Origin of the sequence: Streptomyces sp. NPDC001728, from assembly GCF_040297565.1 — a bacterium.
Lineage (GTDB): Bacteria > Actinomycetota > Actinomycetes > Streptomycetales > Streptomycetaceae > Streptomyces.
Map to the genome: position 1 here is coordinate 306725 of NZ_JBEOZK010000005.1, position 15280 is coordinate 322004.

The 15280-nt window shown below is 71.5% G+C and carries 15 protein-coding genes; 14 read left to right on the top strand and 1 reads right to left on the bottom strand.

Going from position 1 to position 15280, the window contains the following annotated elements; translation table 11 throughout:
* Positions 1-92 precede the first annotated feature (92 nt).
* The gene (locus tag ABT154_RS11180) at positions 93-2300 is read right to left on the bottom strand and encodes an elongation factor G-like protein EF-G2 (RefSeq protein ID WP_351855690.1); all 2208 of its coding nucleotides are present in this window, start codon (positions 2298-2300) and stop codon (positions 93-95) included.
* 270 nt (positions 2301-2570) lie between these two features.
* Between ABT154_RS11180 and pgsA the strand changes: the two genes are divergently transcribed.
* The 14 genes from pgsA (at position 2571) to ABT154_RS11250 (ending at position 15093) form a co-directional block, all read left to right on the top strand.
* On the top strand, positions 2571-3233 hold the full coding sequence (gene pgsA, locus ABT154_RS11185; protein WP_317874511.1) for a phosphatidylinositol phosphate synthase: 663 nt from the start codon (positions 2571-2573) through the stop codon (positions 3231-3233).
* Complete coding sequence (locus ABT154_RS11190; RefSeq protein ID WP_351855692.1) at positions 3230-4174, top strand: phosphatidylinositol mannoside acyltransferase; 945 nt, start codon at positions 3230-3232, stop codon at positions 4172-4174. Before pgsA ends, ABT154_RS11190 begins: the two co-directional genes overlap by 4 nt.
* Complete coding sequence (locus ABT154_RS11195) at positions 4171-5322, top strand: glycosyltransferase family 4 protein (RefSeq protein ID WP_351855694.1); 1152 nt, start codon at positions 4171-4173, stop codon at positions 5320-5322. Before ABT154_RS11190 ends, ABT154_RS11195 begins: the two co-directional genes overlap by 4 nt.
* 151 nt (positions 5323-5473) lie before the next feature.
* Positions 5474-6016, top strand: coding sequence for a hypothetical protein (locus ABT154_RS11200; protein WP_351855696.1), 543 nt, complete (start codon positions 5474-5476; stop codon positions 6014-6016).
* 117 nt (positions 6017-6133) lie between these two features.
* Positions 6134-7048 (top strand): pyridoxal 5'-phosphate synthase lyase subunit PdxS, encoded by a 915-nt coding sequence (gene pdxS / locus ABT154_RS11205; protein WP_317874515.1) that lies wholly within the window; start codon positions 6134-6136, stop codon positions 7046-7048.
* A 6-nt stretch (positions 7049-7054) separates the two neighbouring features.
* Positions 7055-7645, top strand: coding sequence for a pyridoxal 5'-phosphate synthase glutaminase subunit PdxT (pdxT, locus tag ABT154_RS11210; protein WP_317874516.1), 591 nt, complete (start codon positions 7055-7057; stop codon positions 7643-7645).
* A 62-nt stretch (positions 7646-7707) separates the two neighbouring features.
* Positions 7708-8460, top strand: coding sequence for a YebC/PmpR family DNA-binding transcriptional regulator (locus tag ABT154_RS11215; RefSeq protein WP_317874517.1), 753 nt, complete (start codon positions 7708-7710; stop codon positions 8458-8460).
* A 110-nt stretch (positions 8461-8570) separates the two neighbouring features.
* Positions 8571-9134, top strand: coding sequence for a crossover junction endodeoxyribonuclease RuvC (gene ruvC / locus ABT154_RS11220; RefSeq protein ID WP_351855700.1), 564 nt, complete (start codon positions 8571-8573; stop codon positions 9132-9134).
* Positions 9131-9763, top strand: a complete 633-nt coding sequence (gene ruvA, locus ABT154_RS11225) for a Holliday junction branch migration protein RuvA (protein ID WP_351855703.1) — start codon at positions 9131-9133, stop codon at positions 9761-9763. The genes ruvC and ruvA overlap by 4 nt, the downstream gene beginning before the upstream one ends.
* 74 nt (positions 9764-9837) lie before the next feature.
* Entirely contained in the window at positions 9838-10926 is a 1089-nt protein-coding gene (ruvB, locus tag ABT154_RS11230) for a Holliday junction branch migration DNA helicase RuvB (RefSeq protein WP_351855706.1), read from the top strand.
* A gap of 165 nt (positions 10927-11091) precedes the next feature.
* Positions 11092-11568, top strand: coding sequence for a preprotein translocase subunit YajC (yajC, locus tag ABT154_RS11235; RefSeq protein ID WP_351855708.1), 477 nt, complete (start codon positions 11092-11094; stop codon positions 11566-11568).
* A 144-nt stretch (positions 11569-11712) separates the two neighbouring features.
* The gene (gene secD, locus ABT154_RS11240) at positions 11713-13464 is read left to right on the top strand and encodes a protein translocase subunit SecD (protein ID WP_351855711.1); all 1752 of its coding nucleotides are present in this window, start codon (positions 11713-11715) and stop codon (positions 13462-13464) included.
* Position 13465: 1 nt separating this feature from the next.
* Positions 13466-14545 carry a protein translocase subunit SecF gene (gene secF / locus ABT154_RS11245; protein ID WP_351855713.1) on the top strand — a complete coding sequence of 360 codons (1080 nt, stop codon included), beginning with the start codon at positions 13466-13468 and terminating at the stop codon, positions 14543-14545.
* Positions 14542-15093, top strand: coding sequence for an adenine phosphoribosyltransferase (locus ABT154_RS11250; protein WP_351855715.1), 552 nt, complete (start codon positions 14542-14544; stop codon positions 15091-15093). The genes secF and ABT154_RS11250 overlap by 4 nt, the downstream gene beginning before the upstream one ends.
* The last annotated feature ends 187 nt before the right edge of the window (positions 15094-15280 follow it).

Consider the following 15280-nt stretch of genomic DNA (forward strand, 5'->3'; position numbering starts at 1 on the left):
CCGACCTGTGCGTCACCGCCTGTGGATATCGCGGCCGAATGATGTACGCCCGAACTGCGGCGGACGCCCGTCGCTCGCTTTCGTTCTCTCAACTAGGCGCTGTTTTCGGCCTGTTCGCGCATGGTCGCGGCAAGCTGCGGCGGCATCGGTTCGTGCCGGGCGTACACGCGGTCGAACCGGCCGGTGCCGTGCGACACCGACCGCAGGTCGATCGGGTACCGCCCGATCTCGATCTCCGGCACCTCGGCCCTCACCAGGGTCCGCCCGGGACCGGCCTGTTCGGTGCCGACCACCCGACCCCGCCGTCCCGACAGATCGCTCATCACCGGCCCGACGTACTCGTCCGGGACGAGCACCCGGACCTCCACGACCGGCTCCAGGAGGGCGACGTCGACCTCGGAGGCCGCCTCCCGCAGGGCCAGCGCGCCGGCGGTCTGGAAGGCGGCGTCGGAGGAGTCCACCGAGTGCGCCTTGCCGTCCCGCAGGGTGACCCGGACGTCGACCAGCGGATAGCCGGCGGCGACCCCCCGCGCGGCCTGGGCCCGTACCCCCTTCTCCACGGAGGGGACGAACTGGCGCGGGACCGCCCCGCCGACCACCTTGTCGACGAACTCGATGCCGCTGCCCGACGGGAGCGGCTCCACCTCGATCTCGCAGATCGCGTACTGGCCGTGGCCGCCGGACTGCTTGACGTGCCGGCCCCGCCCCGCCGAGGCGCCGCCGAAGGTCTCGCGCAGCGACACCTTGTGCGGCACGGCGTCGACCCGCACCCCGTACCGGCCCCTGAGGCGTTCGAGGACGACGTCCTGGTGCGCCTCGCCCAGGCACCACAGCACCACCTGGCGGGTGTCCGGGTTCTGTTCGAGCCTCAGGGTCGGGTCCTCGGCCACCAGCTTGGCGAGGCCCTGGGAGAGCCGGTCCTCGTCCGCCTTGCCGTGGGCCCGGACCGCGAGCGGCAGCAGCGGCTCCGGCATGCTCCACGGCTCGATCAGGAGCGGATCGTCCTTCGAGGAGATCGTGTCGCCCGTCTCGGCCCGGCCCAGCCGGGCCACGCACGCGAGATCACCGGCGATGCACCGCGCCATGGGCCGCTGCTGCCTGCCGAAGGGAGAGGTGAGCCCGCCGATCCGCTCGTCGACGTCGTGGTCCTCGTGGCCCCGGTCGGCGAGACCGTGACCGGAGACGTGCACGGTCTCGTCGGGGCGCAGGGTGCCGGAGAAGACCCTGACGAGGGAGACCCGCCCCACGTAGGGGTCGGCGGCGGTCTTGACGACCTCCGCCACCAGGGGTCCCTCGGGGTCGCAGGAGAGCGGGGGCCGGGGGCGCCCGTCGGGGGTGGTGACGGCGGGCGGCTCGTGCTCCACGGGGGAGGGGAAGCCGCCGGTGATCAGCTCCAGGAGTTCGAGGGTGCCCAGGCCCTGCGTCCCGCCGTCGGCGGCCGGGGCGGCCGCGAGCACCGGGTGGAACGCGCCCCGCGCGACGGCCTTCTCCAGGTCGTCGACGAGGGTCTGCACATCGATCGCCTCGCCGCCCAGATAGCGGTCCATGAGGGTCTCGTCCTCGCTCTCCGCGATGATCCCCTCGATCAGCCGGGCGCGGGCCCCCGCGATCCGCTCCCGCTGCTCCTCGTTCGGCGGGACCTCCCGGCGCACCCCCGTGGAGTAGTCGAGGATCCGCTCCGACAGGAGTCCGGCGAGGCCGGTCGTGGGCGCGTGCCCGTCGGCGCCCTCCGGGCCGCGCACCGGCAGGTAGAGGGGGAGGACGGCGTCCGGGTCGTCGCGGCCGAAGAGGCCGGCGCAGAGGGCGGTCAGCTCTCCGAAGTCGGTGCGGGCCGTGTCGAGGTGGGTGACGACGATGGCGCGGGGCATGCCGACGGCGGCGCACTCCTCCCAGATCATCCGGGTGGAGCCGGCGACCGCGTCGGCCTCCTGGGCGGCCGAGACGACGAAGAGGGCCGCGTCCGCCGCGCGCAGACCGGCCCTCAGCTCCCCGACGAAGTCGGCGTACCCCGGTGTGTCGAGGAGGTTGATCTTGTGCCTGTCCCAGCCGACCGGTACGAGCGAGAGCTGTACGGAGCGGTGCCGGCGGTGCTCGATCTCGTCGTAGTCGGAGACGGTGGCGCCGTCCTCGACCCGCCCCGCCCGGTTGACCGCCCCGGCCGTCTGCGCGAGCGCCTCGACCAGGGTCGTCTTCCCCGAGCCGCTGTGGCCGACCAGCACCACGTTCCGTACGGCCGTGGGCCGGTCGGCCGTCGGAGCCCTTCCGGCGGCCCCGGCGGCCGTGTTCGCCTTGTCACCCATGATGTGTTCCTCCCGACTGCTCGCACGGTGCGGCGGGACGCGGGCGGGCGCGGGGGAGTGGTGCGTCGCGGTTCCTGCGGGTGCCCGCGGTGGTCCTTCGAGCTTTGCACCGACGCCGGGACGCGTCCATACGTCGTACGCGGGAGGGACCCGCCGGGGGACGCCGACGCGGCCGGGCGGGTGCCCGCCGGTACCCCGGGGCGCTCGTGGCTACGATGGGTGAGCCGGTGGTCATTGGGGCCGCGCGGCCCACCGAACCTCGGGAAGGCCATGCTGAACAAGTACGCGCGTGCATTCTTCACGCGTGTCCTCACACCGTTCGCAGCGTTTCTGCTCCGCCGGGGCGTCAGCCCCGACGCGGTCACGCTCATCGGCACGGCGGGGGTGATGGCCGGCGCGCTGGTCTTCTTCCCCCGCGGAGAATTCTTCTGGGGCACCATCGTCATCACCCTCTTCGTCTTCTCCGACCTCGTCGACGGCAACATGGCCCGGCAGGCCGGCATCTCCAGCCGCTGGGGGGCCTTCCTCGACTCCACGCTCGACCGGGTCGCCGACGGCGCCATCTTCGGCGGCTTCGCCCTCTGGTACGCGGGCAAGGGCGACGACAACGTGCTGTGCGCCGTGGCGATCTTCTGCCTGGCCAGCGGCCAGGTCGTGTCGTACACCAAGGCGCGAGGCGAATCGATTGGCCTGCCCGTCGCCGTCAACGGCCTGATCGAACGCGCCGAGCGCCTGGTGATCTCGCTGGTCGCCGCCGGCCTCGCCGGGCTGCACAAGTTCGGCGTGCCCGGGATCGAGGTGCTGCTCCCGATCGCGCTGTGGATCGTGGCGGTCGGCAGCGCCGTGACCCTGGGCCAGCGGGTCGTGACCGTACGGCGGGAATCGGCCGAGGCGGACGCCGCCGCGGCCCAGGGGGGCGGGGCCACCACGTGAGCGCGTTGAAGGACAAGCTGAGCGACGGGCTGTACGGCGCCGGCTGGGCGACCGTCAAGAAGCTGCCCGAGCCGGTGGCCGCGGGCCTCGGCCGGCGGATCGCGGACCTGGCGTGGAAGCGACGCGGAAGAAGCGTGCTGCGCCTGGAATCGAACCTCGCGCGCGTGGTGCCGGACGCCACGCCCGAACGGCTCGCGGAGCTGTCGAAGGCCGGCATGCGCTCGTACATGCGGTACTGGATGGAGTCCTTCCGGCTGCCGACCTGGAGCAGGGAACGGGTCGAGCGCGGGATAGACATCAAGGACGTCCACCACCTGAAGGAAGGGCTCGCCGCCGGCCGCGGGGTCGTCCTCGCCCTGCCGCACCTGGCGAACTGGGACCTGGCCGGGGTGTGGGTGACCCGCTCCCTCGGCGTGCCGTTCACCACGGTCGCGGAGCGGCTCAAGCCGGAGACGCTGTACGACCGGTTCGTCGCCTACCGCGAGTCCCTCGGCATGGAGGTCCTCCCGCACACCGGGGGCTCCGCCTTCGGCACCCTGGCGCGGCGCCTGCGGGCCGGCGGGCTCGTCTGCCTGGTCGCCGACCGCGACCTGTCGGCCTCCGGCGTCGAGGTCTCCTTCTTCGGGGACACCGCGCGCATGCCCGCGGGCCCGGCGATCCTCGCCCAGCAGACCGGCGCGCTGCTGCTGCCGGTGACGCTCTGGTACGACGACACCTCGGTCATGAGGGGGCGGATCCACGCCCCCGTCGACGTACCCGAGTCAGGCACACGGGCCGAGAAGACGTCCGTCATGACACAGGCGCTGGCCGATGCCTTCGCCGGCGGCATCGCGGACCACCCGGAGGACTGGCACATGCTGCAACGACTGTGGCTCTCGGACCTGGAAGCACGCCCGGAACCGGCCACCGGTGCCGCGCTGGACGGGGAGCGCGGCGCGTGAAGATCGGGATCGTCTGCCCGTATGCCTGGGACGTGCCGGGTGGAGTCCAGTTCCACATCCGCGACCTCGCCGAGCATCTGATCCGGCTCGGCCACCAGGTCTCCGTCCTCGCCCCCGCCGACGACGAGACCGCGCTGCCGCCGTACGTGGTGTCGGCCGGCCGGGCCGTGGCCGTGTCGTACAACGGCTCGGTGGCCCGGCTCAGCTTCGGCTTCCTCTCGGCCGCACGGGTACGCCGCTGGCTGCACGACGGCACCTTCGACGTCGTCCACATCCACGAGCCGACCTCGCCCTCCCTCGGGCTGCTGACGTGCTGGGCGGCGCAGGGGCCGATCGTCGCCACCTTCCACACCTCGAACCCGCGCTCGCGCGCCATGATCGCCGCGTACCCGATCCTCCAGCCCGCGCTGGAGAAGATCAGCGCCCGCATCGCGGTCAGCGAGTACGCGCGGCGCACGCTCGTCGAGCACCTCGGCGGTGACGCCGTCGTCATCCCCAACGGCGTCGACGTCGACTTCTTCGCGCGCGCCGAGCCGAAGAAGGAGTGGCAGGGCGAGACCCTCGGCTTCATCGGCCGGATCGACGAGCCGCGCAAGGGCCTGCCGGTCCTGATGCGGGCCCTCCCGAAGATCCTCGCCGCGCGGCCCGGGGCGCGGCTCCTGGTCGCCGGGCGCGGGGACGAGGAGGAGGCCGTCGCCTCGCTGCCGCGCGAGACGCGCTCCCGGGTGGAGTTCCTCGGCATGGTCAGCGACGAGGACAAGGCACGGCTGCTGCGCAGCGTCGACGTGTACGTGGCGCCCAACACCGGCGGCGAGAGCTTCGGCATCATCCTCGTCGAGGCGCTGTCGGCCGGAGCGCCGGTCCTCGCCTCCGACCTGGACGCCTTCGCCCAGGTCCTGGACCAGGGGGCGGCGGGCGAGCTCTTCACCAACGAGGACGCGGACGCGCTGGCGGAAGCCGCGATCCGGCTCCTCGGCGACGAGGAGCGCCGCGTGGAGCTGAGCGCCCGGGGCTCGGCCCATGTGCGCCGCTTCGACTGGACGACGGTGGGCGCGGACATCCTCGCGGTCTACGAGACGGTGACGGACGGCGCGGCGGCGGTGGACACGGACGAACGCGTGGGCCTGCGGGCGCGGTTGGGGCTGTAGCCGCAGCCGCAGCCGTAGCCGCATCGGGGCGGGCTCCACGCGCGCGTGGAGCCCGCCCCTGGCTGTTCCGTGCGGTACGCGCCCGTGTCCCGTTCGCCCATGACCGTGACGTTTGGGAAGGGGCGCCGTCGCCCCGGTAGCCTGTGCGCCCGTGACCGAAACCCTGATCTGGACCGTCGTCGCGCTGATTCTCATCGGCGTCTATCTCAGCTGGACCGCCGGACGGCTCGACCGGCTGCACTCCCGTATCGACGCCGCCCGCGCGGCCCTGGACGCGCAGTTGCTGCGCCGGGCCTCGGTCACCCAGGAGCTGGCCACGTCCGGTGTGCTCGACCCGGCCGCCTCGATCGTGCTGTACGAGGCCGCGCACGCGGCCCGGCAGGCCGAGGAGGAGCAGCGGGAGGTCGCCGAGAGCGAGTTGAGCCAGGCCCTGCGGGTCGTGTTCGGCGAGCCCGAGCAGGTGGAGCTCGTACGGGAGGCGGCCGGCGGCGAGGAGGCCGCGGAGGAGCTCGCGCAGGCCGCCCGGCGGGTGCCGATGGCCCGCCGGTTCCACAACGACGCCGTACGGGCCGCCCGCGCCCTGCGCCGCCACCGGAAGGTCCGCTGGTTCCGGCTCGCGGGCCACGCGCCCTTCCCTCTGGCCTTCGAAATGGACGACGAGCCGCCGGTGGCCCTTGCCGATCGCCCGGCCTGACACCCCGTAACCTGCTAAAACGATCCACCAGGTCCACATTGGCCCTTGCTGTGGACCGCAGGTGGACTGTTTCCTCGCTGTTGTCGTCATTTCGCTGTTGTCACGAGTGAGGTACTTGTGTCCACCACGCCTTCCCCCTCCCCCCAGTCCCCCGAGACCGGCACCGCCCGTGTGAAGCGCGGCATGGCCGAGCAGCTCAAGGGTGGCGTGATCATGGACGTGGTCAACGCCGAGCAGGCGAAGATCGCCGAGGACGCCGGCGCCGTGGCCGTCATGGCCCTGGAGCGCGTCCCCGCGGACATCCGCAAGGACGGCGGCGTGGCCCGTATGTCCGACCCGAACATGATCGAAGAGATCATCGGCGCGGTGTCCATCCCGGTCATGGCCAAGTCCCGCATCGGCCACTTCGTCGAGGCCCAGGTCCTGCAGTCCCTCGGTGTCGACTACATCGACGAGTCCGAGGTCCTCACCCCGGCCGACGAGGTCAACCACTCCGACAAGTGGGCCTTCACGACCCCCTTCGTCTGTGGCGCCACCAACCTGGGCGAGGCCCTGCGCCGCATCGCCGAGGGCGCGGCCATGATCCGCTCCAAGGGCGAGGCCGGCACCGGCAACGTCGTCGAGGCCGTCCGTCACCTGCGCCAGATCAAGAACGAGATCGCCAGGCTGCGCGGCTTCGACAACAACGAGCTGTTCGCCGCCGCCAAGGACCTGCGCGCTCCGTACGAGCTGGTCAAGGAGGTCGCCGAGCTCGGCAAGCTGCCGGTCGTGCTGTTCTCCGCCGGTGGTGTCGCCACCCCCGCCGACGCCGCGCTGATGCGCCAGCTCGGTGCCGAGGGCGTCTTCGTCGGCTCCGGCATCTTCAAGTCGGGCGACCCGGCCAAGCGCGCCGCCGCCATCGTGAAGGCCACCACCTTCTACGACGACCCGAAGATCATCGCGGACGCCTCCCGCAACCTGGGCGAGGCCATGGTCGGCATCAACTGCGACACCCTCCCCGAGTCCGAGCGCTACGCCAACCGCGGCTGGTAGTCACTCATGAGCACCCCCGTCATCGGTGTCCTGGCACTCCAGGGCGACGTACGGGAGCACCTGATCGCCCTGGCCGCGGCTGACGCCGTGGCCAGGCCGGTGAGGCGCCCCGAGGAGCTGGCCGAGGTCGACGGCCTGGTCATCCCCGGTGGAGAATCCACCACCATCTCCAAGCTGGCCGAGCTGTTCGGCCTGATGGAGCCGCTGCGCGAGCGCATCGCCGCGGGCCTGCCGGTCTACGGCACCTGCGCCGGACTCATCATGCTCGCCGAGAAGATCCTCGACCCGCGTTCGGGCCAGGAGACCTTCGGCGGCATCGACATGATCGTCCGCCGCAACGCCTTCGGCCGGCAGAACGAGTCCTTCGAGGCCGGCGTCACCGTCGCCGGCATCGAGGACGGCCCCGTCGAGGGCGTCTTCATCCGGGCCCCCTGGGTGGAGTCCGTCGGCGCCGAGGTCGAGATCCTCGCCGAGCACGGCGGTCATGTCGTCGCCGTACGGCAGGGCCGGGCGCTCGCTACCTCGTTCCACCCCGAGCTCACCGGGGATCACCGCATCCACGCCCTGTTCGTCGACATGGTGCGCGCCGCGGGCTGATCCGATCCCGGTAGGATCTCTCGGGTTCGTGCAGTAATGGGTTACGCGAAGGAGACAGGCAGATGTCCGGCCACTCTAAATGGGCTACGACGAAGCACAAGAAGGCCGTGATCGATGCCAAGCGCGGCAAGCTCTTCGCGAAGCTGATCAAGAACATCGAGGTCGCGGCCCGTACGGGCGGCGCCGACCTGGACGGCAATCCGACGCTGTTCGACGCCGTCCAGAAGGCGAAGAAGCAGTCGGTCCCCAACAAGAACATCGACTCCGCGCTCAAGCGCGGTTCGGGTCTTGAGGCCGGCGGCGCCGACTACGAGACGATCATGTACGAGGGCTACGGCCCGAACGGTGTCGCGGTGCTCATCGAGTGCCTCACCGACAACCGCAACCGCGCCGCCTCCGACGTGCGCGTGGCCATGACCCGGAACGGCGGCTCCATGGCCGACCCGGGCTCGGTCTCGTACCTGTTCAACCGCAAGGGCGTCATCGTGCTGCCCAAGGGCGAGCTGTCCGAGGACGACGTCCTCGAGTCGGTGCTCGAGGCCGGCGCCGAGGAGGTCAACGACCTCGGTGAGTCCTTCGAGATCATCAGCGAGGCCACCGACCTGGTCGCGGTCCGTACCGCCCTCCAGGAGGCCGGCATCGACTACGACTCCGCCGAGTCCAGCTTCGTCCCGACCATGCAGGTCGAGCTCGACGAAGAGGGCGCGCGCAAGATCTTCAAGCTGATCGACGCGCTGGAGGACAGCGACGACGTGCAGAACGTCTTCGCCAACTTCGACGTCAGCGACGAGGTCATGGAGCAGGTCGACGCCTGATCACGGCCGTTCCGCAGCGGGCCGACGGGGACACACCCCCGTCGGCCCGCTGCGTTGTCGGTGGCAGCCGATAGCCTGCACAAACAGATGAGCGAAGGAAGGGGGGCGACGTGCGCGTTCTCGGGGTGGACCCCGGACTGACCCGGTGCGGCGTCGGCGTCGTCGAGGGCGTCGCCGGACGGCCCCTGACCATGCTCGGCGTGGGTGTGGTCCGGACGGCCGCGGACGACGACATCGGCGTGCGCCTGGTCGGCATCGAGCGCGGCATGGAGGAGTGGCTCGACCGCTTCTCGCCCGAACTCGTCGCCGTGGAGCGGGTGTTCAGCCAGCACAACGTGCGTACGGTGATGGGCACGGCCCAGGCCAGCGCGGTCGCCATGCTCTGCGCCTCCCGCCGCGGCATCCCCGTCGCCCTGCACACCCCCAGCGAGGTCAAGGCCGCCGTCACCGGCAGCGGACGCGCCGACAAGGCCCAGGTCGGGGCCATGGTGACCCGTGTCCTCCGGCTCTCGGCCCCACCCAAGCCGGCCGACGCCGCCGACGCCCTCGCCCTCGCCATCTGCCACATCTGGCGGGCCCCCGCACAGAACCGCCTCCAGCAGGCCGTCGCCCAGAACCGTCTCCAGCAGGCGGTCGCCCGGCAGACGTCCGCAGTGAAAGGCCGAACCCGATGATCGCCTTCGTCAGCGGCCCGGTCGCCGCGCTCGCCCCCACCACGGCCGTGATCGAGGTCGGCGGCGTGGGCATGGCCGTCCAGTGCACCCCCGCGACCCTCGCGGGCCTGCGGATCGGCGCGGACGCCCGGCTCGCCACCTCCCTCGTCGTCCGTGAGGACTCCCTCACCCTGTACGGCTTCGCCGACGACGACGAGCGGCAGGTCTTCGAACTGCTCCAGACCGCCAGCGGCGTCGGCCCCCGGCTCGCCCAGGCCATGCTCGGCGTGCACAGCCCCGACGCCCTGCGCGTCGCCGTCTCCACCGGAGACGAGAAGGCCCTCATGGCCGTCCCCGGCATCGGCAAGAAGGGCGCGCAGAAACTCCTCCTCGAACTGAAGGACAAGCTCGGCGCCCCCCTCGGCAGCAGCGGCCTGGTCGGCGCCCAGCGCGCCGCGGCCACCGGCCCCGCCCCCTGGACCGAGCAGCTGTCCGCCGCCCTCATCGGCCTCGGGTACGCGAGCCGCGAGGCGGAGGAGGCGGTCAGCGCCGTCGCACCGCAGGCCGAGGCCGCGATCGCCGAGGGCGGCACCGCCCCCGTACCGCAGCTGCTCCGGGCCGCCCTGCAGACCCTCAACCGGACCCGCTGACCGCCCCCTGACCCTGCCGGGACCGGGGGAGGCACCCCGGCCGACCAGGCCGTACGAACGAGAAGGCATCCACCGTGAACTGGGACGACGACATCACCGCCGAGGCCACCGACGCCGAGGCGCGCATCGTCGGCGCCTCCGCCGAGGGGGACGACCAGGCCGTCGAGGCGGCCCTGCGCCCCAAGGACCTCAGCGAGTTCGTCGGCCAGGAGAAGGTCCGCCAGCAGCTCGACCTGGTCCTCAAGGCCGCCCGCCAGCGCGGTGCCACCGCCGACCACGTCCTGCTCTCCGGCGCCCCCGGCCTCGGCAAGACCACCCTCTCGATGATCATCGCGGCCGAGATGAACGCGCCGATCCGCATCACCTCGGGCCCCGCCATCCAGCATGCCGGAGACCTCGCCGCGATCCTCTCCTCCCTCCAGGAGGGCGAGATCCTCTTCCTCGACGAGATCCACCGCATGTCCCGGCCCGCCGAGGAGATGCTCTACATGGCGATGGAGGACTTCCGCGTCGACGTCATCGTCGGCAAGGGCCCCGGCGCCACCGCCATCCCGCTGGAACTCCCGCCCTTCACCCTGGTCGGCGCCACCACCCGGGCCGGCCTCCTGCCGCCCCCGCTGCGCGACCGCTTCGGCTTCACCGGGCACATGGAGTTCTACGACCCCGCCGAACTGCAGCGCGTGATCCACCGCTCCGCCGGCCTCCTCGACGTCGAGATCGACGCCGCCGGAGCCGCCGAGATCGCGGGCCGCTCCCGCGGCACCCCCCGTATCGCCAACCGGCTGCTCCGCCGCGTCCGCGACTACGCGCAGGTCAGGGCCGACGGAGTGATCACCAGGGAGATCTCCGAGGCCGCCCTCAGCGTGTACGAGGTCGACGGCCGCGGCCTCGACCGCCTCGACCGGGCCGTCCTGGAGGCCCTGCTCAAGCTCTTCGGCGGCGGTCCGGTCGGTCTCTCCACCCTCGCGGTGGCCGTCGGGGAGGAGCGCGAGACCGTCGAGGAGGTCGCCGAACCCTTCCTCGTACGCGAAGGCCTGCTGGCCCGTACACCCCGTGGCCGGGTCGCCACTCCGGCGGCATGGGCGCACCTCGGACTCGTTCCGCCGCAGGCAGCGGGCCCGGGCGGCGGGGGAAAGGGACAACAGGGGCTCTTCGGGGCGTGACGGTGCCGACACTCGCCCGGACAGGAACCGGGGTGCGATGCTGGACGTTGTTCCATCGATGCGGACTCGCCTAGACTCCGCCGATGCCGCCCTTTCCGGTCGGCGCGCCCACCCCCGAAGATCAGGCCGCGGGTTCTCCGCGACCGTGCGAAGGAAACCCGTCCCGTGAGCATCGTGACCCTCCTCCCCTTCATCGTCCTCATCGGGGCCATGTTCCTGATGACCCGCTCTGCCAAGAAGAAGCAGCAGGCGGCGGCGCAGATGCGCAACGAGATGCAGCCCGGCACCGGCGTGCGCACGATCGGGGGGATGTACGCCACCGTCAAGGAGATCGGCGACGAGACCGTCCTCCTCGAGGTCGCGCCGGGCGTGCACGCGGTCTACGCGAAGAACTCGATCGGTGCGGTCCTGGAGGACTCCGAGTACAACCGGATCGTCCACGGCGACGACGAGGAGTCGGACACCGACACCGTCGTCCCGGACGACGCCTCCTCGCTGACCGAGGCCACCGAGGCCGAGGCCACGGAGACCGTCGAGGACGCGGCGCCCAAGGCCGACCTGACCAAGAAGTCGGACGCGGCCGAGGCCGCCACCGAGGGGCAGAAGGACGGCAAGACCGACGGCGAGACCGACGCGAAGTAGTCGCGGCCGGGGACACCGCGCACGCCCACCGGCGCGCGCGGTCCCCCGAACGGTTCCAGGTCTGCGGGGGATGGTCCCCACACACACTTCGTGGCCGTCTCGCGCACACCCGGCGCGGGACGGTTGGACAGGGAGATACGACAGGTGGCAGCACCGAAGAAGGGCCGAAGGCCGGCGGGGGGACAGAGCCGGCCGGGCCGCGCCCTGGCACTCATCCTGATCGCCATGGTCGCGCTCACCGGCGGGATGTTCTGGTCGGGGCACACCACCCCGCGCCTGGGCATCGACCTCGCCGGCGGTACGTCGATCACGCTCAAGGCCAAGGCTGAGCCGGGCCAGGAGTCGGCGGTCAACGAGACCAACATGAACACCGCCGTCAGCATCATCGAACGGCGTGTCAACGGTCTCGGTGTCTCCGAGGCCGAGGTCCAGACGCAGGGCCGCGAGAACATCATCGTCAACATTCCTCGCGGGACGAACGAGAAGCAGGCCCGGGAGCAGGTCGGTACCACCGCCCAGCTCTACTTCCGGCCCGTCCTCGCCGTCGCGGCCGCCGCGCCGCAGCCGATGCCGACCGGTACCGCCTCCGGCTCCCCGTCGGCCCCGCCGAAGCCGTCCGCCTCCGGCGCGACGGTGGGCGAGAAGTCGGCCACTCCGACGGCCACCGCCTCCACGCAGGGCCGCGCGGTCACCGAGGCCCTCAAGGCCCCGAGCCCCACGCCCACCGGGACCCCCAAGGCCACGGAGACCCCCAAGGCCAAGCCGACTCCGGACCCCGCCACCGCGGCGCTGGAGCAGAAGTTCACCACCCTGAACTGCCTCGACCCCAAGCAGCGGACCGCTGCCGGTCAGGGCGTCCTGCCGGCCCAGCCGGCCGTCGCCTGTGGCAAGAACGCGATCGGCCAGTGGGAGAAGTACCTCCTCGGCCCGGCCGAGGTCGAGGGCAAGGACGTCGACAACGCCAAGGCCGCGATCGACCAGCGCAGCGGTCAGTGGATCGTCGACATGGAGTTCACGGGCGCCGGCTCGAAGAAGTTCCAGTCGATCACCAGCAAGCTCTCGCAGCAGACCGAGCCGCAGAACCAGTTCGCGATCGTCCTGGACGGCGAGGTCGTCTCCGCGCCCCGCGTCCAGACCACGCTGAGCGCCAGCGCGCAGATCTCCGGCAGCTTCAACCAGCAGTCCGCCCAGGACCTCGGCAACATCCTGTCCTACGGCGCCCTGCCGCTCGCCTTCCAGACCCAGAGCGTCGACACCGTCACCGCCGCCCTCGGCGGTGACCAGCTGCAGGCCGGTCTGATCGCCGGTGCCATCGGCCTCGGTCTCGTCATCATCTACCTGGTGGCCTACTACCGCGGCCTGTCGCTGATCGCGATCCTCAGCCTCGGCGTCTCGGCACTGCTCACCTACGTGCTCATGGCCCTGCTCGGCCCGGCCATCGGCTTCGCGCTGAACCTGCCGGCCGTCTGTGGTGCCATCGTCGCCATCGGTATCACCGCGGACTCGTTCATCGTCTACTTCGAGCGCATCCGCGACGAACTCCGTGAGGGTCGCACGCTCCGCCCGGCCGTCGAGCGCGCCTGGCCGCGTGCCCGCCGCACCATCCTGGTCTCCGACTTCGTGTCGTTCCTGGCCGCGGCCGTGCTCTTCCTCGTCACCGTCGGCAAGGTCCAGGGCTTCGCGTTCACGCTCGGCCTGACCACCCTGCTCGACGTCGTCGTGGTGTTCCTCTTCACCAAGCCGGTCATGACGCTCCTCGCGCGGACCAAGTTCTTCGGCAACGGCCACGCCTGGTCCGGCCTGGACCCGAAGCGACTCGGCGCCAAGCCGCCGCTGCGCCGCACCCGCCGTGCCAATGCCTCTGCCGCTGGCCCTGTCGACCCGAAGGAGGCGTGAGATGTCGAAGCTCGGCGATCTCGGCGCCCGGCTCCACCGCGGTGAGGTCGGTTACGACTTCATCGGCAACCGCAAGATCTGGTATGGCCTGTCCATCCTGATCACCATCACCGCCATCGTCGCCCTGGCCGTCCGCGGCCTCAACATGGGCATCGAGTTCCAGGGCGGCGCGGTCTTCACCACCCCGAAGTCGGAAGTCTCCGTCAGCCAGGCGCAGGAGTACGCGGAAGAGGCCTCCGGCCACGACGCGATCGTCCAGCAGCTCGGCAACGGCTCCCTGCGCATCCAGGTCGGCGGTCTCGACACCGAGAAGTCCGACCAGGTCCGCGCGGAGCTCGCCAAGGACCTGAACGTCCCCGAGGACAAGATCGCGGCGGAGCTGGTCGGCCCCAGCTGGGGTGAGCAGATCGCCAACAAGGCCTGGACCGGCCTCGGGGTCTTCATGATCCTCGTGGTGATCTATCTGGCCATCGCCTTCGAGTGGAGAATGGCGATCGCGGCGCTCGTCGCGCTCATCCACGACCTCACCATCACGGTCGGCATCTACTCGCTGGTCGGCTTCGAGGTCACTGTCGGTACGGTCATCGGCCTGCTGACGATCCTCGGCTACTCGCTGTACGACACCGTCGTCGTCTTCGACTCCCTCAAGGAGCAGACGAAGGACATCACGAAGCAGACCCGCTTCACCTACAGCGAGCTGGCCAACCGCTCGATCAACGGCACCCTGGTCCGTTCGATCAACACCACCGTCGTCGCGCTGCTGCCGGTCGCCGGCCTGCTCTTCATCGGTGGTGGCGTCCTCGGCGCCGGCATGCTCAACGACATCTCGCTGTCGCTGTTCGTCGGTCTCGCCGCCGGTGCGTACTCGTCGATCTTCATCGCCACCCCGCTGGTCGCCGACCTCAAGGAGCGCGAGCCGGCGATCAAGGCCCTCAAGAAGCGCATCCTCGCCAAGCGGGCCAGCGCTGCCGCCAAGGGCGAGTCCTACGACGGCACCGACGAGCTGTCCGAAGCGGCCGAGGCGGCCGTCGTCGGGCCGCGCGCGGGCCGCCGCGGTCGCACCCAGGAGCACCGAGGATGACCGCCGAGGCCCGGGACGTCACCGGGCTCCTGCTCAGCCGCATCCGCGACGTCCCCGACTACCCGAAGCCGGGCGTGCTGTTCAAGGACATCACGCCGCTGCTCGCGGACCCGGCGGCGTTCACGGCGCTCACCGACGTCCTCGCCGGACTGTGCTCCGCGCACGGGGCGACGAAGATCGTCGGTCTGGAGGCGCGCGGCTTCATCCTGGCCGCCCCGGTGGCCGTCCGCGCGGGCCTGGGATTCATCCCGGTCCGCAAGGCCGGCAAGCTCCCCGGGGCCACGCTCCGCCAGGCGTACGAGCTGGAGTACGGCACCGCCGAGATCGAGGTGCACGCCGAGGACCTGGCGGCGGGCGACCGCGTCATGGTCATCGACGACGTCCTCGCCACCGGCGGCACGGCCGAGGCCTCGATCGAGCTCATCCGCCGCGCGGGCGCCGAGGTCGCGGGCGTCGCGGTCCTCATGGAGCTCGGCTTCCTGCCGGGCCGCGCCCGGCTTGAACCCGCGCTCGGCGGGGCACCGCTCACGGCACTGATCACGGTCTGACATCGGGGTTCACCCCGACAGGGGCGCTCCGGGGAATCCCCGGAGCGCCCCTTCGCGTTCTCCCGGACGTGCCCCGGCCGCCGCGGCGATGCCCGCCTGGGAGCCGTCCAAACCCGGGCGCGTGAGCGGGGGCACTGTTGGCTCGATACCATGGGTTTTCCGGGCCTGACCGGGGGACCCGGAACCT

Excerpts from the sequence above, each read along its gene's own strand:
- ABT154_RS11180 (WP_351855690.1), bottom strand. The coding sequence starts at position 2,300 with ATGGGTGACAAGGCGAACACGGCCGCCGGGGCCGCCGGAAGGGCTCCG.
- pgsA (WP_317874511.1), top strand. The coding sequence starts at position 2,571 with ATGCTGAACAAGTACGCGCGTGCATTCTTCACGCGTGTCCTCACACCG.
- pdxT (WP_317874516.1), top strand. The coding sequence starts at position 7,055 with ATGAGCACCCCCGTCATCGGTGTCCTGGCACTCCAGGGCGACGTACGG.
- ABT154_RS11215 (WP_317874517.1), top strand. The coding sequence starts at position 7,708 with ATGTCCGGCCACTCTAAATGGGCTACGACGAAGCACAAGAAGGCCGTG.
- ruvA (WP_351855703.1), top strand. The coding sequence starts at position 9,131 with ATGATCGCCTTCGTCAGCGGCCCGGTCGCCGCGCTCGCCCCCACCACG.
- secF (WP_351855713.1), top strand. The coding sequence starts at position 13,466 with ATGTCGAAGCTCGGCGATCTCGGCGCCCGGCTCCACCGCGGTGAGGTC.
- ABT154_RS11250 (WP_351855715.1), top strand. The coding sequence starts at position 14,542 with ATGACCGCCGAGGCCCGGGACGTCACCGGGCTCCTGCTCAGCCGCATC.